This is a genomic window from Sphingobacteriaceae bacterium, assembly GCA_002319075.1.
Lineage (GTDB): Bacteria > Bacteroidota > Bacteroidia > B-17B0 > Aurantibacillaceae > Aurantibacillus.
The window spans coordinates 2,704,786-2,725,565 of sequence record NVQB01000001.1 but is presented as its reverse complement, the minus strand read 5'-3'; the positions used below and the strand labels follow the sequence as shown (position 1 = coordinate 2,725,565).

General features: G+C 37.8%; 23 protein-coding genes, 1 pseudogene and 1 riboswitch. Of the genes and pseudogenes, 9 read left to right on the top strand and 15 right to left on the bottom strand.

The annotated features are described in order from the left end of the window. Positions 1 to 6 precede the first annotated feature (6 nt). Genes CNR22_11845 through CNR22_11835 form a run of 3 tightly spaced genes read right to left on the bottom strand, consistent with a single transcriptional unit; the run spans position 7 to position 1,689 of the window. Entirely contained in the window at positions 7 to 411 is a 405-nt protein-coding gene (locus CNR22_11845; protein PBQ32433.1) for an acyl-CoA thioesterase, read from the bottom strand. Continuing rightward, complete coding sequence (locus CNR22_11840) at positions 408 to 1,112, bottom strand: diguanylate cyclase (GenBank protein PBQ32432.1); 705 nt, start codon at positions 1,110 to 1,112, stop codon at positions 408 to 410. The genes CNR22_11845 and CNR22_11840 overlap by 4 nt, the downstream gene beginning before the upstream one ends. Continuing rightward, positions 991 to 1,689, bottom strand: a complete 699-nt coding sequence (locus tag CNR22_11835; GenBank protein ID PBQ32431.1) for an ATP-binding protein — start codon at positions 1,687 to 1,689, stop codon at positions 991 to 993. The genes CNR22_11840 and CNR22_11835 overlap by 122 nt, the downstream gene beginning before the upstream one ends. A gap of 358 nt (positions 1,690 to 2,047) precedes the next feature. Beyond that, positions 2,048 to 2,239: riboswitch (cobalamin riboswitch) on the bottom strand. Positions 2,240 to 2,440: 201 nt separating this feature from the next. Here CNR22_11835 and CNR22_11830 point away from each other — a divergent pair. The 3 genes from CNR22_11830 to CNR22_11820 are packed head-to-tail and all read left to right on the top strand — an operon-like array spanning position 2,441 to position 3,793. Then, complete coding sequence (locus CNR22_11830; protein PBQ32430.1) at positions 2,441 to 2,977, top strand: RNA polymerase subunit sigma-70; 537 nt, start codon at positions 2,441 to 2,443, stop codon at positions 2,975 to 2,977. Then, complete coding sequence (locus CNR22_11825) at positions 2,970 to 3,233, top strand: hypothetical protein (GenBank protein PBQ32429.1); 264 nt, start codon at positions 2,970 to 2,972, stop codon at positions 3,231 to 3,233. The genes CNR22_11830 and CNR22_11825 overlap by 8 nt, the downstream gene beginning before the upstream one ends. After that, positions 3,230 to 3,793 carry an ATP-dependent Clp protease proteolytic subunit gene (locus tag CNR22_11820; GenBank protein ID PBQ32428.1) on the top strand — a complete coding sequence of 188 codons (564 nt, stop codon included), beginning with the start codon at positions 3,230 to 3,232 and terminating at the stop codon, positions 3,791 to 3,793. The genes CNR22_11825 and CNR22_11820 overlap by 4 nt, the downstream gene beginning before the upstream one ends. A 321-nt stretch (positions 3,794 to 4,114) precedes the next feature. On the opposite strand, the gene CNR22_11815 is transcribed toward CNR22_11820, so the two are convergent. The 7 genes from CNR22_11815 to CNR22_11785 form a co-directional block, all read right to left on the bottom strand. Then, positions 4,115 to 4,372 carry a hypothetical protein gene (locus CNR22_11815; protein ID PBQ32427.1) on the bottom strand — a complete coding sequence of 86 codons (258 nt, stop codon included), beginning with the start codon at positions 4,370 to 4,372 and terminating at the stop codon, positions 4,115 to 4,117. A 193-nt stretch (positions 4,373 to 4,565) separates the two neighbouring features. Beyond that, positions 4,566 to 5,318: a DNA-binding response regulator gene (locus CNR22_11810; GenBank protein PBQ32426.1), complete on the bottom strand. Its 753-nt coding sequence runs from the start codon at positions 5,316 to 5,318 to the stop codon at positions 4,566 to 4,568. Further along, complete coding sequence (locus CNR22_11805; GenBank protein PBQ32425.1) at positions 5,315 to 6,331, bottom strand: hypothetical protein; 1,017 nt, start codon at positions 6,329 to 6,331, stop codon at positions 5,315 to 5,317. Before CNR22_11805 ends, CNR22_11810 begins: the two co-directional genes overlap by 4 nt. A gap of 24 nt (positions 6,332 to 6,355) precedes the next feature. After that, positions 6,356 to 6,934, bottom strand: coding sequence for an NADPH:quinone reductase (locus tag CNR22_11800; GenBank protein PBQ32424.1), 579 nt, complete (start codon positions 6,932 to 6,934; stop codon positions 6,356 to 6,358). A 15-nt stretch (positions 6,935 to 6,949) separates the two neighbouring features. Then, entirely contained in the window at positions 6,950 to 9,334 is a 2,385-nt protein-coding gene (locus tag CNR22_11795; GenBank protein PBQ32423.1) for a TonB-dependent receptor, read from the bottom strand. Between the two features lie 143 nt (positions 9,335 to 9,477). Continuing rightward, positions 9,478 to 9,819 (bottom strand): thioredoxin family protein, encoded by a 342-nt coding sequence (locus CNR22_11790; protein ID PBQ32422.1) that lies wholly within the window; start codon positions 9,817 to 9,819, stop codon positions 9,478 to 9,480. Positions 9,820 to 9,884: 65 nt separating this feature from the next. Beyond that, the gene (locus CNR22_11785) at positions 9,885 to 10,718 is read right to left on the bottom strand and encodes an alpha/beta hydrolase (protein ID PBQ32421.1); all 834 of its coding nucleotides are present in this window, start codon (positions 10,716 to 10,718) and stop codon (positions 9,885 to 9,887) included. 71 nt (positions 10,719 to 10,789) lie between these two features. On the opposite strand from CNR22_11785, the gene CNR22_11780 reads away from it, so the two are divergent. Then, entirely contained in the window at positions 10,790 to 11,581 is a 792-nt protein-coding gene (locus tag CNR22_11780; GenBank protein PBQ32420.1) for a hypothetical protein, read from the top strand. A gap of 6 nt (positions 11,582 to 11,587) precedes the next feature. On the opposite strand, the gene CNR22_11775 is transcribed toward CNR22_11780, so the two are convergent. Continuing rightward, entirely contained in the window at positions 11,588 to 12,877 is a 1,290-nt protein-coding gene (locus CNR22_11775; protein PBQ32419.1) for a hypothetical protein, read from the bottom strand. Positions 12,878 to 12,972: 95 nt separating this feature from the next. Between CNR22_11775 and CNR22_11770 the strand changes: the two genes are divergently transcribed. Together CNR22_11770 and CNR22_11765 are read left to right on the top strand one after the other, a co-directional pair. Continuing rightward, entirely contained in the window at positions 12,973 to 13,341 is a 369-nt protein-coding gene (locus CNR22_11770; protein ID PBQ32418.1) for an STAS/SEC14 domain-containing protein, read from the top strand. 94 nt (positions 13,342 to 13,435) lie between these two features. Beyond that, positions 13,436 to 13,798 carry a hypothetical protein gene (locus CNR22_11765; protein PBQ32417.1) on the top strand — a complete coding sequence of 121 codons (363 nt, stop codon included), beginning with the start codon at positions 13,436 to 13,438 and terminating at the stop codon, positions 13,796 to 13,798. A 38-nt stretch (positions 13,799 to 13,836) separates the two neighbouring features. Here CNR22_11765 and CNR22_11760 read toward each other — a convergent pair whose 3' ends face one another. Continuing rightward, entirely contained in the window at positions 13,837 to 14,499 is a 663-nt protein-coding gene (locus CNR22_11760) for a DUF480 domain-containing protein (protein ID PBQ32416.1), read from the bottom strand. Between the two features lie 236 nt (positions 14,500 to 14,735). Beyond that, positions 14,736 to 15,452: pseudogene (locus CNR22_11755) on the bottom strand (protein TolA). Positions 15,453 to 16,572: 1,120 nt separating this feature from the next. Here CNR22_11755 and CNR22_11750 point away from each other — a divergent pair. After that, positions 16,573 to 17,334 carry a molecular chaperone DjlA gene (locus CNR22_11750; GenBank protein ID PBQ32415.1) on the top strand — a complete coding sequence of 254 codons (762 nt, stop codon included), beginning with the start codon at positions 16,573 to 16,575 and terminating at the stop codon, positions 17,332 to 17,334. A gap of 3 nt (positions 17,335 to 17,337) precedes the next feature. Here the strand turns inward: CNR22_11750 and CNR22_11745 are convergent, their stop codons facing one another. Together CNR22_11745 and CNR22_11740 are read right to left on the bottom strand one after the other, a co-directional pair. Then, entirely contained in the window at positions 17,338 to 18,507 is a 1,170-nt protein-coding gene (locus CNR22_11745; GenBank protein PBQ32414.1) for a hypothetical protein, read from the bottom strand. Further along, positions 18,491 to 19,480, bottom strand: coding sequence for a DUF2157 domain-containing protein (locus CNR22_11740; GenBank protein PBQ32413.1), 990 nt, complete (start codon positions 19,478 to 19,480; stop codon positions 18,491 to 18,493). Before CNR22_11740 ends, CNR22_11745 begins: the two co-directional genes overlap by 17 nt. Positions 19,481 to 19,570: 90 nt before the next feature. Here CNR22_11740 and CNR22_11735 point away from each other — a divergent pair, with 90 nt between their 5' ends. After that, positions 19,571 to 19,999, top strand: coding sequence for a hypothetical protein (locus CNR22_11735; GenBank protein PBQ32412.1), 429 nt, complete (start codon positions 19,571 to 19,573; stop codon positions 19,997 to 19,999). A gap of 261 nt (positions 20,000 to 20,260) precedes the next feature. Then, positions 20,261 to 20,767, top strand: a complete 507-nt coding sequence (locus tag CNR22_11730; protein PBQ32411.1) for a hypothetical protein — start codon at positions 20,261 to 20,263, stop codon at positions 20,765 to 20,767. Positions 20,768 to 20,780 lie beyond the last annotated feature (13 nt).

Sequence of the window (20,780 nt, the reverse complement as noted above, 5' to 3'; positions counted from 1 at the left end):
ACCCCTCTAATTTTGTTCATTTCGCTGCATCAGGATCTTAACTGGCTTTTTACTTTCATCAATGGCTACAAATGTAAATTCACCTGTTACAGCTTTCTCTCTTTCATTGGAGTACATTTGTTCGATAAAAATATCTACCCTTACTTTTAAGCTGGTGTTTCCAAGGTATGTTACTTTACCAACAAGCTCTATGATTGTTCCGGCGGGAATTGGTTTTTTAAAATCAATTCTATCGCTGCTCATAGTAACCATGCGCTGCCTGCTGAAACGTGTGGCAGCAATAAATGCCACTTCATCCATCAGTTGCATAGCGGTTCCTCCAAAGAGGGTGTCATAGTGATTTGTTGTATTCGGAAATACTGCTTTAAAAATGCGCGTTTCCGAGTTTTTTATTTGTTCTTCTGTTGTCATGCTACTTCGCTTTCTAGAGCTAAAAAATGTGTTACCTGATTTTTAGAATTATGGATCTGGAAAATCGAAAGCCGGCATGTGTATTCTTCTTTGTTGTATCGGTAGTTTAAAATTTCTTCCGTGAAAGGCATGCCTGCATTTATTTTTTTTCTGATCCTCGCTTTTGTTTCTTCCGAAGTTCCTTTTCCTTGCAATAACTTTGGAGTTTGCCCGACCACTTGCTTAAGATCGTAACCTGTCATTTTAGTAAATCCCTCGTTGATCCATTGAATTTTTAGTGAGCCATCTGTTAGAATTAAGGCCTGATGCGGAGTAGCTAAAATCTCTTTTAAATTCACTTGCCATGTGTGTAGTTTAGAAAATCTTTGTAGAACGGTAAGATCCTGATCAACATTTTTGGTAATCGAGCCCGGTACTCCAAGACTTGTTAAAGGATGCGGTTTAAAGTAGCTGGGTTTAATTCTATTCTTAATACCCAGATATTCTACCTGGCTTAAAGAAGTTAAATAAATATCCAGACACATCATGCTATTTAAATCAGCATTGTTTTTTTTATCTCTGTTCATCTTGCGTGAATTATTATTCTTTAAGCGGTAAAAGATCCAAAAACCAAAATCCATGTTTTTTTTCAGCACTGTCATACTCTTTAAAAACAGTTTCTCCAACAGAAAATTTAACAGGGTAGTTAAATATGGGGCCATCAAAACAAAAAGTATGAAACTCTCCATTCTCGCCGCAAACATCCACTCCCTCCGGCAAATCACTAATAAAAGTTTTATCTATCACTCTCCCGATAAAAGAAACAGGCAAGACATCTGCGTTTATACAAATAACGATTGCTTTAAAACCTTTCTCAATAAAGTCATTAAGAAGTTCATGCGTATCTTTCTTCCACAAAGGAAAAACTGTCCTGATACTTAAAGTTGAAAGCTTTTCTTCCCTATACTTCCTGAGATCTTCCAAAAAAATATCCCCAAAACCAGCGTATTCAAAACCCTTAGCTTTTAAACCTTCGGCTTTGTTTTTCATTAATGCTTCATATTCTTCATTAGACGGCTGCTCGGGCAGGTCAATGGTGCCATGAGGTATACCAATCGACTGAACCTGTTCCAATAATAAATCTCTTCTGAGTCCATGCATACTTACCCTATTGTGAAAAGCATTAACGGATGTAAGCAAATAGTCTACAGCATAACTTCTATTCTGCAATAAATAATACAGGGCTAAAGCTGAATCTTTACCACTGCTCCAGTTCAAATATATTTTTTTTATTTCCACGATAAGTTCTAAAATTAATTACAAAACCGGCAACCATTGCGCCTACCGGTCTTTATCACGCTACTGAATTTTTACGACTCTCTAACTTCTTTTGCTGTTACTACCATTTTGCCGCACCAATAGTGCTCACAGGCTTTTTCTGAATTCTATGCCGCCAACAATTGCTGGCAGACAAAAGTAGTTGTTTGCATTTTTTTCTAAATGATTAATAAATCTTTTAAAAGCTCTTTGCTGAACTTCGAATGCTTGTGAAATAATAAAGAAAGTAAATATAATAAAGTACAATACAGACAGGTCTGTCCTTTAAATGATTGCGACTTAATACATCTGACCTGACCCTGCTTCATTTCGCGAAAGCACTTGTCAATTCGGAACAGGCAGGTCTCCTGACTTGTAACATTTTTACCCTCCTTCCCCTTCTGGTGTCTGAACAGTGGACTTTTTATTGGTAAAAACTTTTGAGTTACTTACAGTTGCGCGACAGTTCGTGATTTGCACACGATTCCCTTTTAATCTACAGCTAAGTGAAACCTTTTCCGGTTGATGATGAAATAAAGAAAAAGAACTTATTCGCAACAAATATAGTTTATTTTAAATTATATCACAGTGGTTTTTAAATGCTTCCAGCTTCCCTAAACAAAACTGTTCTCTAAAAAGTTCATTTGATCAAAAGTCTTACCTTAGAATAAGGTAAATTTTTTACTTTTTAGGGTGATATACTATTCGATTTTGACACATAAGTATAAAGACTATGGTAACAGAAACAAAAAAGGCGCAGACAAATGAAGAGATCTTTGTTCATGCGTATAAAACGGCTTTTCCGAAAGTCTCGCTTTTTGTAAAAAAGATGGGCGGAAATTTTGACGAAGCAAAAGATATTTTTCAGGATGCACTTGTTATTTATTACGAAAAAACAAGAACACAACCTTTTGAGCAAGAACATTCTTCAGCTCATTATATTACAGGCATCGCGCGACACTTGTGGTATAAAAAATACCGCGATAGTAAATCAACCAAGTCCTTAAGCAGTATAGCCGATCTCAAAACAGAAGAAGAAGAAGACCCTAAAGTATCTAAAAATCTTCTGCAATTTGTTGAAGTATCCGGCAAAAAATGCATGGAACTTTTAAAAGCCTTTTATTACGAAAAACTAAATATGAAAGATTTATCTCTACAGTTCGGTTTTTCTGGCGAGAGGTCAGCAACTACACAAAAATACAAGTGCCTTGAAAAAGTTCGTAATGCCATAAAAGAAAAATCATTAAACAAAGAAGATTTTTATGACTGAAATACAAGAATTAGAAAATTACATTCAGAAAGCACAAGAGCCTGAAGAGCGCTTACTGACGGAAGCCCGTCTCCTTTTAAATTCAGATCTGTGTACTAATTTACAGTGGCAGAAAACTACTTATATCCTTATTCAGGAATTTGGACGCAAGAAACTTAAAGCAGAAATCGAATTGGTGCATCAAAAACTTTTTTCCGAAAAAAAATATACATCCTTTAAACATAAAATTTTATCCATTTTTAAATTCAATTTATGAGCGCACCCAGACTAAAAGATATGATTGACGAAAAGCTTCTGAGTAATCGAAAAGTTTTTTTGTGGGGACAAGTGGATGATAATTCTGCAAAGCATGTTGTAGAACGTTTGCTTTACCTCGAATTGAGAGATCCTGGCAAAGAAATTCAATTGATAATTAACAGTCCTGGCGGTTACGTGACTTCAGGAATGTCTATTTACGATACGATTAAAACCATTCAGAGTCCTGTATCAACAGTTTGCAGTGGATTTGCAGCTTCTATGGCATCTATACTTTTATCAGCCGGAGCAAAAGGAAGAAGATTTGTTTTGCAACACGGAAGAGTTATGATTCATCAACCCAGCGGTGGTACTGGCGGAAATTCAGCGGATATTGAAATACAAGCATCAGAATTATTAAAAACAAAAGAAATAAGCGCAAGACTTTTAGCGGAAAATTGCGGCCAGACGGTAGAACGCATTATAAAAGACTTTAACCGCGATTATTTTATGAGCGCTGAAGAGTCTGTAGAATATGGGATTGCTGATGCGGTGATGGAGAGATTGATAACCGCTGCCTAAATACCATCTGCAGATTTCTTGGATTTTCGCCGATCCCCGCTTAAATTTGTATTTACAAATTATAAAGACGACTTATCACGTTTCGATTAATTGATCGACATAATTTTTGAATTTACCGATCTGCGGAATCAGCGCCCGCTGTAGCAAAATGTACTTAAAATTTTTCGTAAAAAAACCTTAGCAACTCCGGTAGCGATAAAAAGAACTATCGTCTTATTTGATGACTTTGTTTACACACAAAAACCAGCAATCGTCAATCTTTTAAACCCAAAAAAAGAATTGTACCGGAGCCACTAAGGATTGTAAATTTCCCGATTCTATTTAAGAAACCCTCATGAAGGGATTATCATTTTTTATAAAATACCCAGTTTGTTCATCCTGGTTTACTTTTTCAAAGCCATTAACCTCCATAATTTTATTATCCACAGAACGGATAACCATCTCTGCGAAAAATCCGTTTAGAGAATAAAGGACTTTTGTAACTTCATCTGTTTTATTTCTGCTTATATAAAAACCCCATTCCCAGATAGCATCGCATCTATGATCAAAATCGAGTTTATTAAATTCCGCAAGTACCATTCTACTATTTCTTAATCTTAAAATTTCTTACAACAAAGATAAGCACTGATTTGCGCAAATAACGTTAAGATTCGTGAAAGATCTTATAAATGTAAGGAAACTTGACTTTTGGTAAGTACTCTGAAACCATTACATAGTAAGCGATTCGCAGGATTTTATGCATGCATAACAACCCTTTGTCGACCAAAAAAGGCTATTTGTCTAACCAGGACTTAAAATCGCCGACTCTTTCCCGACTTACAATACCATCTTCATCCTTTAAAAAGTCAAGATTTAATTTTAAGCGTCCGTTAAAATAGGAGCTTACTTTTTGAATGCTATTTATGTTGATTAAAACTTTCCGGTTTATTCTGAAAAACAGTTCGGCTGAGATCAGTGTTTCTAAATTGTCAAGCGTGTAATCAACAACATACCGTTTATTCTCAGTGACTAAAAGCACCGCACCATCTTCAGAAATAAAATGAGAAATATCTTCTGTTTTAATAGACGAAATTGTATCTCCGATTTTTACCATAAACCGGTTTTTATGCTGTTTGGTAATAGTCTGGTAAGCATTGCTTATGTTTTCCAAAACGGCAGTCTGATCGTGGCCACTCCATTTCCTGAACTTGTCGAGAGCTTGTTTTAGATCTGAAAGACCCACTGGCTTTAAAAGATAATCTACGCTATTAATCTTAAAGGCCCTGATAGCATATTCGTCGTAGGCTGTCGTAAAGATAACTGGTGTATCGATGGAGATTTTCGAAAAAATATCAAAACTTAAACCATCCGCTAAATGAACATCCACAAAAAGAAGATCGGCTCGTACACCCTTGTTAAATGCTTCCAGACTTTTTTTAACTGAGTCATAGGTTGCCATAATCTGAATAGCCGGATCAGTTTTCTTTAATAAAGTTGCCAGATGTTCGGCTGACAATTTTTCGTCTTCAATGATTATTGCTCTCATTTACTTTTTAATAAAGGTAAGCGTACGGTGAATGTATTTTTTGTTTCTTCTATTTCCACTTGCTCTTCGCTGAAAAATTTATAACGTTCTTTAATATTTTTTAATCCGGTTTTACAACTTACCTCTGGCGTGCCGCGCAATAAAAGCGTATTGCTAACTTCTAATTTGCCATGGTTGATCTTTATATAAATAGTTAACGGAAACTCCGAAGAAACCTCATTGTGTTTTATGGCGTTTTCGATGAGCATCTGCAAGGCCATAGGTGGGAGAAGTAAATTTTCGAACTCTTCGGAAAGATTCACGTTAAAAATTAAATTTTTATCAAAACGTATTTGCAAAAGATAGGTATAAGATTCTGTAAAAGTTAATTCTTCTTTCAGCGTTACAAGTTCGCTGTTCCTGCTATCCAAAACATACCTGTATACTTTGGCAAGTTGATTAATAAAGTCAACTGCTTTGTCCTGATCTTTATAAACCAAAGAAGAAAGTACCGACAAATTGTTGAACATAAAGTGCGGGTTGATCTGATCTTTAAGATTTTGTAGTTGGGCCTGGAGACTTTCTGTTTTATACTTTTCCACTTCCACCAAAGAACGCTTCCAATGGCCAAAAAACTGCGAGCCAATATCAATAGATAGCAAAATAAGAGACACCATAATGCCCACAATAACTGCCACTACCATAAATCGATCTCTTGCGGCTTCCGGAAAATGACAGAGATACTTGTCAAACGCCAGCATTGAAAGATAAATAATGCTGCTACTAAAGAAAAGACAAATGAATAGTTGAACAAAAATACGTTTTGCCGGATTTTTTTCCCAGGAGAATTTTTTATTCAGGCGTTCATCTATGATCAAATTCCCTTCCCAAACAAAAATCGTAATTATAATAGAAGTCAGAAGACCTAAAAATCGATTACTCGCGTTTTTTTCGACAGCAATCGTCTCAAGTAAAAAAGAGATAATCACTCCAACCAAAATCATGTATATTAACCTTATTCTCTTTTTCCTCATGATTTAAAAGTAATAAAAGTTTTACTAAGCAGCTTTTTTTCCAAGCTCCATAATCTTTGAGATCCACTTTTGCCTGAACTCTGGTTTTGATTTACGTATAGGTCCAATACCGGTTACTTTCACTTTGCTAATCCCGCAAAACTGTAGTGTTCTTTTTTTAACCTGCGTTACAGATGGAGCCATAAAAAAATACTTGTAAACCCAGATTGGTGTGTCGGCAGTATAAATAATGTGACCCGTTTTTCCACTCAATAATTTATCCCACCACGGACCCTCCGTTCTATACTTGAACGCAAATCCAGGCAAAAGCGCAGTATCAAAAAACCCTTTGAGCAGAGCTGGTACAGAGCCCCACCAAACGGGATGAACGATAACAATGTGATCGGCCCATTTGATTTTTTGCTGGGCTAATAAAATATCGTTCTCCGGCTCTTCGCGTTTAGAGTAACCGCTTTTGAAATTAATTTCAAATTCAAGGTCGTAAAGGTTTAGAACAACCAACTGATTGCCCTGAGCAACAGCCGCAGAGGCATAAGTATCACTGATTGCGTTGCAAAAACTGTCTTTAGTGGGATGCCCATTTATCACCAGAATTTTTTTCATTAGAATGTATTTGGATTAAAACTGAATTTTATAAACGAAGTTTGGAAAAAAGCCAATCTGATAAGCTGTATTTACGGTATTTGTAACAGGATTGTAGCGCTGAGCAAATACGTTTTTGTTATTTGTAACATTTTGAATGTCTAAAAAGACCGATTGTGAAAGTTTGGAATGTTTTGCATTTAAAGTAAAACCCGTTTTAATATCGAGTCTGAAAAAATCAGGATTGCGTTGACTATAAGCTACGTCATCGCCCTGCACTACCTGAGTATTGGCCAACTGTGATGCTGCAAGATCAACAGGAGTATAATACCGTCCGCCGGCTTGTGTCATTTTAAAACCTATAGAGATTACGTTTCTTTTCTCTTTGCCTACTTTAAATTCTTTCCCTGCCAAAACGTTGTAAACAAATTTTCCATTAAACGCTGTGTTATGTTCGATACCATCGCTGCCTTTGTATTTTGATTCGTAAATTGTTCCGGTGAGTAAAGCGTAATATCCTTTAGTGAAGAATTTTTCCAGTGTCAATTCTGCTCCGTAGTTTGTGCCTGTACCGCCGTTCTTCAAATAATTCTGATCATTCGGAAAAAAGCTGGCCCCGGCGTTCAACATGGAATAACTGGACGGGTCCTGAGTTACCGGTACATTAGATAACAGCTGATAATAAACTTCGGTTTTAACTCTCCAATCTTTGGCAGGAAGTAAATCATATCCTACAACAAAATGCTGACTGCGCGTAAACCCCAGATCTTTATTTGTCTGAATATAAGTTCCATCCTGTAAACGTGTTCTGTAAAAGTAAACGTCTATCGGCTGCATCTGACTGTGCATACCGAAACCAGCGCTAAATGAATGTTTCTGCGTTAACTGATATTTTAATCCCACGCGTGGTTCAATAGAAGTAGAATTATTTAAAGCGAGAAATTGCGTGTGCAGACCTGCATTTAAAACGAGTTTATCGTTGAATTTGTACTTAGCTTGTGCATAGGCCTGGTGCAAAGATGTTTTGTCATTAAAATCCCAATACTGTCTCCAGTTAGAATTGGAATCTTTGTCGCGGGCATCGAGCTGCAGGGCTATGACCTCAGATATAATTCCCGCCTTTATAAAAAGTCTTGCGTTTACTTTTACATTGTAAGAAGAGTTTATAGAATAATGAATCTGGCTGGTTTTGTTTTCTACATTGCGCTCTAAGGGTTTTAAACTGGTAGCTATTTTATCTTCCAGGTAATTGCTTCCATTATAAGTTACACCAATAATCGTACTCACATAAGAACGTTCGTTCACTTTAATGAAATGTTTTATACCTGCTAAACCAATATCACTCGTGAAATAAGTATCGCGCGTGGGATTCGCAAAAAGATCAGTCTCGTCAATTTTATCGTGTTTGAATTCTATTTTACTTTTTGCACCTAATCCAAAAAGTGTGAACTTTCCAAATTTTGTTTGTCCACCTACAATTTTAAAAGAAAGATCCTGGTAAAAAGGAGTAGCAGCTGTGCCGATAGGAATGCCGAGATTTTGGGCCACACCCGTAAAAGAATAGCGGTAAGCTAACAAGTAAGACGAGCCCTTTTCCTTATTAAGCGGACCCTCCGTCATAGCCTCTACCCCTGTGAGAGCGCCCAACTGCAAAGTATGTTCGCGTTTTTCAGAATTACCAGCTCTAAAACCCAGATCAAAAACACCGGCATTTGCATTTCCATATTCAGCAGGAAAGGCAGAAGTAAAAAAATCAGAGTTCTTAATAACGTTAGTATTAATAGCACTTACGGGTCCGCCTGTTGTACCTACTGTAGAAAAATGATTTGGATTTGGAATATTCAGACCTTCTATGCGCCACAAAACACCTGTTGGAGAATTTCCGCGGATAACAATATCATTCCGTGAATCATCGGGAGAACTAACACCTGCAAAGTTCGCCGCAAGCCTTGAAGGATCTGATCTTCCACCAGCATAGCGGTTGACTTCTTCCATTGAAAAAGAACGCCCGCTTACCGAAACCATTTCATTTTGTGTTTCGTTCTTTTTAGTTCCCGCAACAACTACCTCCTGCAGTGAAGAAATATTTTCTTCCATACCGATTTCCATAACCACTTCTTTTCCCGCCGATACAATAACGTTTGGCATTACAATTTCCTTGTAGCCCAGGTAAGAGATCTTGAGGTCGTAGCGTCCTACCTTTACGTCTGTAATTTTGAAACGGCCTTCGGTATCAGTTACCGAACCTTTAACAGGGTCGGTTCCGGGCAAAATAACATTTGCTCCCGGAATAGGTGTTTGCGATTGCTTGTCGACCACCACTCCGCGAATGGTTTGTGAAGTCACATTGCTTGTTTGACTTTTTACTAAAACCGGGCAGATAAAGCTTGCTAAAATAAAAATTAATGTAAAATTTTTCATAGGGGTTTAAATTATGCATCAAAACTACCTACGAAGATTTACTTCAGAAACGTAAAAACTATGAGTTGTTGAATTTAGGACTTGAGTTGTAGATACAGAATCTTCACTTAAATTCTTTAAAAACGACTCTAATGAGGCTCACATTAGCCCACCAAATGACTCATAATCTCAGCCAGGTTAATACCCATGTGAGTTTCAGAGTATACACATTTGCCTTCTTTAATAAGAAGCACTTGTGGGGATTGATGTTGTACATTGTAATGACTCGCTATTTCGTTGGAAACGTTGCGGTGCGAAAGAAGGTCTAAATAGTAGGGTTCAACGAAAATCCTGTCTTCTTCTTTCCAATTACGTTCTAGCCTGTTTAGCGCAGTTGCACTGATACTGCAGGTGGTACTGTGTTTCAAGATTAAAACCGGCTTTGTATTTGATAAGTCGTCGATTGTTTTTAATTGATCTATAGTGTTAAGCTGATTCCAGTTCATATTCAAATTTCAGAATTTAATTTTTATACTCACGTTAATTTTCGCAAAGTTAATGCCAGAGGGCGCTATTTCTTTAGAAAAGAAATCGTCTTTTCAAGAACTTCCCTGGCCTGGTCATTCAAATTGCCATCAAAGGGATGTCGCGCTCCAAAAGTATGATCGCCCTGTTCTATCTTTAATAATTTACCGTGCCTGGCGCTCTTCAAAAGATCTTCTGCATCGTGAAAAGGAACTGCTTGATCGGCAGTACCGTGCACGATCAAAAACGGGATTTCAAACCGTTTTAAAGCATGGTGAATGTTTAAACGTTCTTTATTCGCAACCTGATTTTCGTAGAATTGATAATATAAAGGCATGCTCTGGTTTGTGCGCGCGTTCTTGGCATATACTACTCCATCTTTCTTCCAGGTCTCGATGGTTCTTTGTTTATTGCGCATCATATCGCTCACTGCAGCCCAGGTAACAATTTTCTTAACGCGAGAATCTTCTCCGGCTTTTAAAATGGTTGTTCCACCACCGCGACTATGTCCTAATAAATACAATTTAGTTGGATCGGCCTCTTTTTTTAAAGGCTCGTAAGTCAGCGACCAGTCTATAACCTTTTTAAGATCATCTAGCTCAAGGGTATAATTATTATTTCCAAAAGCTTCCAGATCGCTAAAATTTGTAGGATCTTCGGGTGTTGTGCCGTTGTGTGAAAAATTAAACTTTATAAATACAAAACCCGCCTCTGCAAATTGTTCAGCCACAAAATTAAAATGTCCCCAATCTTTAAAGCCTTTAAAGCCATGTGAAAAAATTACAATCGGTTTTAATTCACCATCACTCCTGAAAAAACAATCCAGTAAAACAGGTTTGTCTTTGCTTCCTGGGATAAGAATATTTTTGAGTTGTTGCATACCTCGAAATTAGCATTTTAAAATCTCTGAAGATAGATTTAAGGGTATATTTAGAAATATTTACACTTACTATGGCGAAACATATATTTCTGCTTTTTATACTTTGTTTAGCTCAGAACTTTAACGCACAGGAAGATCCCGCAGTAGCTTTTTACAATCAGGGAGTGCTTGCTTTTAAAAAAAATGAATTCGTAAAAGCAGATAGTCTTTACACGCTATCTGTGAGGCTTTCTCAGCATCCCGACGCCTATTTCAACAGGGCTATGGCGCGTTTAAAATTAGATAACAAAACAGGTTACTTCGAAGATCTTATGGCTGCGGGCATCCTGGGAGATAAAGAATCACAAGAGATGTTCAGGATACAAACTTTAAGATCAGATACACTTCGTTTTTGCACAACCATTGTCGACTATCATTCAGACAGCACCGTAACAAACTTCAGTTATATTATTTATACACTGCAGAATATGCCACAAAAACTAGAGTTAAAATACAACGCGCAAAACATATTGGTGAATGTAAATTGGAATAAAGAAGGTGTGCCTGAGGAAAATCTGGAGCAGGAAAATGCCGAATTCAGCGGCGGATTGCAGGCCATGATGACGTTTATAATGCGTACTACCAAGTATCCCAAAGCTGAGAGGGAGAAAAAAATCCAGGGAAAGGTGATGCTAAAATTTGTCATAAATACAGAAGGATGCATAGAGCGAATTTCTGTGGAAAATGGCATTGAAAATTGCCAGGCTTGCGACAAAGAAGCTGTGCGTGTATTAAATGCCATGCCGCGATGGAAGCCTGCGAGACTCAAAGGCAAGGCAGTTAAAACTTATTTTCGTTTACCTTTCTTATTTAAGCTTCAATAAATTAATTCAACTGAGCATCTTAACAAGATCTGACGCGCTTTCCAAGGCAGCTTCCACTGTTCCGCTCGTTTTTCCTAATGCTTCTCCGCCAAAGAAAACAGTGTTTTCTAAAGGTTGTCTTAAAATCAATTTCGATACTTCCGTTTTTGGTGTTGTGTAAGAATATGCTCCTTTTGAAAATTCGTCTTTAGCCCAGTTAAAAACATTTATTCCAACCGCGTGAGATTTTATAAATTCTTTAGAACAATTAAATGCCTTTGCCAGAGCGCTAAATGCTTTAGCCTCCAATTCTCTGGCTGATAAATTTTTTAGTTTATCTGCTCTGCCGCCACCTGCCCAACAGGTAATGAGCGGAATCTGATCTTCGTTACTAAACCATAAAGTCGGAAATGCAGTCTCATTCATTAAGAAAGCTAGATCAGGGATTTGCTGAAGATCTTTTTTATAGCGTTCGTCGCTCCAAAACCGGCTTTTGCATTCTACCAGAACTTTCACCACCGGACCAAAACCCATTTCCCTCGCAGCATTTATTTTATCAGGAATTGCCGGCGAAAATTGAAAGTTAGCTTTATCACTTTTCCTGGAAGTCAGCACTCCCAGAGAAACCGTTACTATCACTTGTTTTGATGTGTAGGAAGTTCCGTCACCGCAACTTACTTTCACAGCACTATTTTTCCATTTAATGCGCTTTACTTTTTTTGAAAGTAAGATCTCGCAGCCTTTAGCAACACATTGTTCTGACAATTCTCTAACTATGATACCATAGCCTTCTTTTAAAAGTGATGCACCCTGCATGCTGTCACCATTCCATTCTTCAAATAAACTTTTTGCACTGATTCTTTTTGCGTCCGCAGCATCAAAGCCTTCCGCCGTTCTAGTAACGGCAAGGCGCAGTTGGGCGTATTTTTTTCCTTGAAAGTGTATTGCCAAAAAATGGTGAAGACTTGTGTCCGTTTTAAGTTTCTTTAATTTTTTCATGAACTCGTCCATGAAAGGCGCAAATTCATTTATTGGAAAGATCTTTCCTTCGCCTGAACGGTACATTTCGCCTTCATGCTCTATGCTTGTTCCCCCAGCCTTTTTGATCAGTGCCCTGGTAAAAGGTAAATTGCCATGGATAAACTCCGGACCAGCTTGCAAGAGATTCCCAAATTTTCCGAGGTGAGTTTCCACACGCCCACCTGTGCGGTTACGTGCTTCAATAATCAAAACCTTTTTTCCCCTCGCTGAGAGTTGAGCTGCCGCTGAGAGGCCGCAAATACCCGCGCCAATTATTATGATATCCGCTTCCTGCATACGCTATTGTTTTCAAAATTTATGCCCTCCAAAACACTTTACGGTGAAATTTAAGAGCTGGCATAAATTTTTCAGAGCTAAGTTAAATTTATATTATGATTACGCCACTGGAAAATCTTCCCGCAAACATGGTTGGCTTCAGAGCTACGGATACTATTACCGAAAAAGACTTCACTGATACAGTGATGCCTGCCGTAAAAGAAGTCATTGACCAGACAGGGCATTTGAATTACCTGTTAGTTCTCGACACCTCTATCAAAAACTTTACAATGGGTGCCTGGATGCAGGACGGATTAATGGGTATTAAGCACCTCACAAAATGGAAGCGCGCTGCCATTGTGAGTGACCTGGATGCTATCCGGACCTTTACGGATGCTTTTAGCATTGTAATTCCCGGAGAATTTAAGGGCTTTAAACATTCAGAACTGGATAAGGCCATTGCCTGGGTTTCTGAAGGAAAATAAAATCAACTTCTTTCTTCCTGTATTTTAGCCTTGATTGATTTCTCATTCAAGTGCAAACTATTATATTTGGCTTTCACCCTTAACCAATTCTATTATGAACGCCAGAAATTTTATTTGTTTAGTCATTACGCTATTTTTTATCAGCAACTTAAAATCCCAGGAAGAAAAATATCCTGAAACGGTTTTGATAAAACTCGTAGAAACAACTTACGGTGGTGCTGCGGCTCAGGCAGAGTCTAAAATCATTATTGTAAAACCCGACAATGGTATTGAAACAAAAGCACTTGAAAAAGCAAGTTATTTAAAAGATGCTGATATAACTTTAAGTGACAACCTTGTTAAGATTCGCACAGAACTTCAACTCTGGCAAAATCAAGGGTTCCATATTCAATCTATGAGTTCTGCTTCTCCAATGACCTATCTCATCATTACAACCATTGTTCTCACTAAAAATTAGGAAAGACTTTAAAACGGTAAAGAGAAATTTATAAAGGATTAGAATAATTCCTTCATGATTTTTGCGAGTGTTTCTTTAACCTCTGCTAAGTCAGTTTCAAGCGTGGCGATACGCGCCTCCATTTCATTGACATGTTTTCGTGCAGGCTCTTGCGGAATATCCGACTGAAAAGAAGCCGTATCTTCTGAAATCTCGCCGCTTAATAAATGCGCATAGCGCACTTCTTTTTGGCCAGGACGTTTTGCGAGTTCTTTTACATAAGGAGTTTCAGAACTCATGAGTTTATTTAGCACGGAATAAACTTCATCAAGAGATTTAAATTCATAAAGACGTGCAGAGTTTGTATTTAATTCTCCCGGTGTTTGTGGCCCACGTAACATCAAAAGACAAAGAATAGCAAGTTCATTGGCTTCGATTTCGTGAACCGTTGTAAAATTATGTTTGTATTTTATTACCCTGCTTCCACCACCAACGGCAGTTGCGATCAGACTTTGCGCCTTTAAATTATTCAAAGCAAGCACTACGGTTTCTTCATCGTACTCTGTTACCGGATGTCTGGAAGTTTTTTGATTACAGGCCGCTGTTAACCCATTTAATGTCATGGGATAATAATCAGGAGTCGTTTTACTCTTTTCTATGAGTGATCCTAATACACGACATTCCACAGCAGTTAAAATGGGTAATTCTCTATAAGTATCCATGAAATAAAACGAGACTAAAGTTTTTTGTAAATAGTATGCTTACTACTTCCTTTCTTTTGTTTTCCAGGTTTTTCATCTGATTCGCCGGTTCTTTTTCGAATGAGCGAACCATCCTTTTCCGTGGTAGACGGTTCCTTCGTTGTAGTAGTTGCAGGCTCGGGCGTTGGTGTAGTTTTCGTTTCTGCCGGTTGTATTTCAACAGGTTTTTCTTTAGCTGCATTGCCGGCTTTTTCTTTAGCTATCCGATCCGCTTCGGCTTTTTCTGCCGCGGCTTTCTCTCTAGCCACACGATCAGCTTCTTCTTTATCTTTTGCCGCTTTTTCTTTATCCGCATTTGCCTTTGCCGCTTTATCTGAAGCTTCTTTTTCTTTGGCAGCCTTCTCTGCAGCCAGTTTATCTGCATTGGCTTTATCTGCGGCTGTTTTATCAGCAGCCGCTTTCTCTTTAGCACTTTTATCTGCGGCCGCTTTATCTGCCGCTGCCTTATCTGCTGATACTTTTTCACCGGCAGCTTTTTCTTTTGCTAATTTATCTGCCGCCTCTTTGTCTTTTGCTGCCTTGTCTGCCGCTAATTTATCTGACGCAGCTTTATCTGCCGCTGCTTTATCTTTCGTTAATTTGTCTGCAGCCTCTTTGTCTTTTGCTGCTTTGTCTGCGGCCAATTTATCTGAAGCAGCTTTATCTGCTGCAGCCTTGTCCGCTGCTGCTTTATCTGCCGCTAATTTATCTGCGGCGGCTTTATCTGCCGCAGCCTTGTCCGCTGCAGCTTTATCTGCCGCTGCTTTTTCTTTCGCTAATTTGTCTGCAGCCTCTTTGTCTTTTGCTGCCTTATCTGCCGCTAATTTATCTGCGGCGGCTTTATCTGCCGCAGCCTTGTCCGCTGCAACTTTATCTGCCGCTGCTTTTTCTTTCGCTAATTTGTCTGCAGCTAATTTGTCTTTCTCTGCTTTTTCTTTCGCGGCTTTTTCTGCTGCTAACTTATCTGCGGCCGCTTTCTCCGCTGCTGCCTTTGCTGCAGCGGCTTCCGCCAGTTTTTTAGCTTCGTCATCTTTGCCTTTCAAACATAATCCTACTTTAGCTAATTGATCCTTCGGGTAAATTTCTCCGGGAATGAGTGCCAAAGCTCTTTCGTAACAAGTCTTAGCAAGAGGGCAATCATTTTTCTTCAAAGCCTCATCTCCCTGTTTGTTTGCATCTACAAATTTTTCAATGAGCGCATTCTCTGCTTCAGCTACCTTACCAAGACCATCCAAAATCTGATCTGTGTAGCCTTCGTCATGGTCGAATTTTTTACGGTCTGCAATCCATTTTACTTTCACGAGTGGTTGTGCCAGAATGCCATAATTAATACCGGGAAGTGGTTTAGCCATTAAGAATCCACCAATTCCAAACGTGGGTCTGAAGTTATCTGTTCCAATGGTAGCTGGAACACCCATAGTATTTACTGAGAATTTTTTTGCATTACAGTCGCCATAAGATACAACCAGTACAAAATCACCATTTGCCGGAACATCAATGGTAAAATCGCCACTGCCTGTACTTTTTACGGTTTTCACCAGCTTATCGCCCTGGTAAAGTGCAATGTTCGCGCCACCCAGTCCATGTTCTTCCCGTTCAGCTTTATTACTTAGTTTCAGAGTTCTCAGTTCTACATTGCTGCTTAACTGTAGAAACCAAGCAGGCGCCTGGGCAACGAGCATTGAGGGTAAAGCCAGGCTGAGAATAAAATAGAAAAATTTGTTCATGCTTAATTTTGTTTCCTAATTCCAGAGATTTTAAACACTTAAAATAAGGAGGAATACGAATGTACTAAACTGTATTGAAAATGCGAACTTAAAATAGCGCTATTTTAAAAAAGTTAAAACTTAACGATTTGTGGTTAAATAGCGTAAAACTGTTGCATTCACTGGCATAGAAACGCTTAAACATCTGCCATTTTTTTTAAAATTTGCTTCTGATCTAAAGCTTTAAACCGGGCATTCCTCTGCCTAAATTAAACAAAATTAGCGTTTTATGTTTCTGCAAAAATCTTGCAAAACGCTATATTTGCAACCTAATTCTAAATTCTAAGCTTTGTTTAAATTTATTGGGGCCATTTTAGGGCTTTTATTATTAAAAAATTTTTCCGGTGTTTTTATTGGCTTTTTTATTGGTTCAGTAATCGACAACTTTGTTACTGCGGGTAAAAAATCTCCAGGTGGCGAAAAACCTGAAGATGTTTTTGAATATTACCGTAATCACGCATCGCAATCGCATGAAGATTTTGCTACTATGCTAATTGCCCTCTCTGCGGCCGTAATGAAAGCAGACGGTAAACCTTTAAAAGTAGAATTAGAATACATTAAATCTTTTTTAACACAACAATTCGGGGCGCAATACACACAACAGCATTTACAGATCTTAAAACATTTTTTAGAAGCTCAACAAATTCCGTTAGACCAAATTTGCCGGGATATTACTTTACGCACAAAAGAGGAGGTGCGTATTCAGCTGGTACACTATCTATTTGGCATTGCTAAAGCCGACGGGCATGTTGCAGATGAAGAAATTCGCGTGTTAAAACGCATAGCCAATTTATTAGAAGTTCCCGCTACAGATTTTGAAAGCGTTAAGAACATGTTTTACCGCGACGTAAACTCCGATTATCATGTTTTAGGAATTGAACCTACTGCAACAGAAGAAGAAATTAAAAAAGCTTACCGTCAAATGGCCATCCGTTATCATCCCGATAAGGTTATTCACATGGGTGAAGAATATCAAAAAGGCGCTAAAGAAAAATTTCAGAAAGTACAAGAAGCTTACGACGCTATTAAAAAAACACGCGGCATCGCTTAGTTCTTAAAATTTATTTCCGCTTCCGCCCCCGCCAAATTCACCGCCTCCTAAATCTGCTCCGGAGTAATCTGACGCAGCGCCAGGCTTAACTGCATATTTTTGCAGAAGAATCAGAACTTCGGCGTTTACAAGGGCATCTGCCGGGGCAAACCGATCCGGCTCAAAAGTAAGTCCACTGGCCTTTCCTTTTAATTTTTGCATGGCAAAAAATGCAATGGCAAAAAGTATAGAGCCGCCCAACATGCATGCAACTTCTACAGGCATTACACTATGGTAATAACGAATGGTAAATAAAGAAGCCACCATGCAAAGAAATCCTACCCATAAAAGAATACGGTCTTTACTTTTAAGTCCAAAATAAATATAGAGCAAAGGCGCAAGAATTGTGAAAGCATAAAACAAATATGCAAAAGGAATTTCTTCGCCCGGCGCAAAGTACATGTTAAGCAATAGCTCCGACGATTCGCGTACAACGAAATAATTGCAACTGAAATAAAAAAGAACAAGAGTAAAAACATAGAAGACATTCAGACATCTAAAAAATATTTCAGAGACTTTATCTTTTATTTTCAGATAAAGAAAATAATATCCCACAGATAACAACATCAGTACAAAAGGTAAAAAGGCGCTCAAAGAATTTCCCAGTCCAAAATAAAGTCTTGCAACAAAGGCAGTAAAGCCAACGCAGGCAACAACTGCAGAGAACTGATCTACGTACCGGTAACAACATCCCAGACCCACGACTGTTGCAAATAAAAATACAGGCGCCAGGTAATCGTGTTCGCCAAGGAAAAATCCTACCGAGCCTATAAGAGAAAGCTCAGAACAAAAAAGAAAAGCATTGTCCATTCCATTTCCAAAATATTTCCATTTACGAATAATAAATTCCAATCCTATAAAACCAAAAATCGCATACACTAAAAGAGTTGGACCAAAATTAAAACTCCCGCTTGATAATGTAAACAGAGCAACAATACCACTGCAGGAAGAAAATAAAAAACAGCCTAAAATAAAAAGACCGATCCTGACAAGAATATTTGTGTCAGGATAAGAGGGCAATTGTTTTTCAATAAATTGCAGCTGCTCTTTACTAATAAAATTAGCGCTTTCCAAAGCAGAGGCCTCTGTAACCAGGTCGGTATTTTCGAGTAAGACTTTATCGTATGCCAGCATTTTTTGTTTTCTTTTTAAAATCTTTGAGACATTTTATAAAAAACAAGATAGAAGCTACCAGGTAGAGGGGGCTCAAGTACATAATCACTTCATAAAAATCTCTTAAAAAAATTACCTTGGTAAGAATTATATTGAAAATGATATATCCGTAAGTAAGAGAAAAAACCAAGTAATTAACGGAAGCCTCACGGTAAGCCATTCGAATAAAATAAATAATTGTAGCCGTTGCTACAATGAAAAAGACAAACCATTCTAAAGAAATTTGTATAGTAAGATTTGCAGTACTCACAATACAAATAAGATGAAAAGCAAAATTTAAGTAGGTTGGATTAAAATGTCTTTTAAGATTTGCCTTGCTTGCGTAAATTGTCAAGAGGATCAAAGCTATACCAATACCCAGAACAGAAAATCCAAGAACAGCATCATCAGAAAATTCGAAGTTTAAAATACTTTCAGGACTTGTAGAAAAACCCACCGCGGCAAACAATCCTGATATTGCCAGAGATAAAACACCTTTGTGATCGAAGTAATAAGCACTGAAAAAATAAAGCACTGTTGGTAAAAGAGTGGCTAAACCATAACGTGTTCCGAAGACGTTGTATTGATATTGCAAATAGGCGATAAAAATTCCCAGTAAAATATCTGCTGCCAGAACGAGATAATCGTATAGTGGCTTTTCTGAAACTACTTTTTCGTTTGAAAACCCTTTAGCATGTTTAAAGCTGTAATAAAAACAAATGAGTGTTATAAGCACGATGATTCCAAGAATGGAAACATGACCAATGCTGTCGATATTTTTATAAATAAAAATGCCGACGCCGCTGGTAAAAAGCATTACCGCTAAAAAAAGGAAAATACGTATCTCGTTTTGCAGAGAAAAAATCCCCAAAGCTTCATGATCCTTTAATTCTTTGTGCTGATGCTCAGTGATCAGACCTTTTTCAAAAAGTTTCGCGCGCTTTGTTTTGGACATATAAAATTTATAGTATTACTATTTAGGTCCGATTGGTGCAGGAATAACACGGGTAGGCTCGGCCTCTTCCTGTGCTTTTAAAGCTTTTTTATGTCTTGCTTCTTTTTCTTTCTTTTCCTTTTCTTCCTCTTCAGCCGCTCTCTTTTCGTCTTTCTTTTTTTGCTCTGCCACATCTTCTTCATGGGCTTTTTTCATTCCTTCTTTTTTCTTAGCCTCTTTTTCGGCTTCCTTTTTTGCGTCTTCAGCACGTTCCGTTTCTTTTTTTTCAGCCCTTTTCTTGTCCTCAGCTTTTTCTTCTTCTTTGGCTTTCCTCATCCCTTCTTCCTGCCTTGCTTTTTTAGCCTGTTTCTTCTCATAGTCTGCCTTCATAGCCGCCTTGTCTTCTTCCTTAGATTTGGCCATACCCTCTTGTTGCTTCCTTCGCTTTTCCGCATCTGCTTTTTCCTGGGCGCGTTCTTTATCCGTTTTTTCTTCTACACGTTTTGGAACAAGGACAGAGTTATTAGTTTGTGCGTTTGAGTGAAACCAAACAAGGATAAAGAAGAGGCTAAAGTACTTTTTCATAGTGATTTAATTGCTTTTATCATTCAATAGTGACATGTTAAGTCTAAACATTTTGTTTGAAGCCAAATGTTTATCTGATGATTACTAAAAGTAAGTAAAAATTCCGAATTCATAGCTTCTTGTGAAGTTCGAAATTCGACGAAGTATTTAAAAAATTAGTCAAAATTTCTGTATTTTGGTGTAACATATCTTAATGACGATTAGGGTTAAATAATTATGAAAAAGAGCATTAAAAAACCCGCCGTCTCTGCCAAGAAAGCAGCGGCAAAGAAAAATTCGAAAGCTACGTTTAAAAAAAAGACTACAGCAAAAACTAAAATTCCTACAAAGAAGTCAGTAAAAAAAACGACTAAAAAAACTGCTGAAACTAAAAAGAAGCCAAAAAGAAAACCCGAAACCCTAATGTGCTTCTTAACTACAGCGTGCGTTCGCTACTATGATTTGGCGGACGATGGTTATGAATTAACAACATTAAGACAGTACCGCGATACCTACCTGGCTTCCAGCTTACATGGAAAAAATCTTATAAAAGCGTATTATGAAACATCTCCAAAAATTGTTTCGCAAATTGAAAAAGACAAAAACAAAAAATCTATATACGCTTACATCTATTCAGAAGTGAAATTGTCTTGTGCAGCTATCGAAGAAAATAAACCCATTCAGGCTAAAAGAATATATACAAGAATGGTGAAAAGACTCCAGGAAAAATATCTTCTCTCTTAGTTTCTTTTAACTT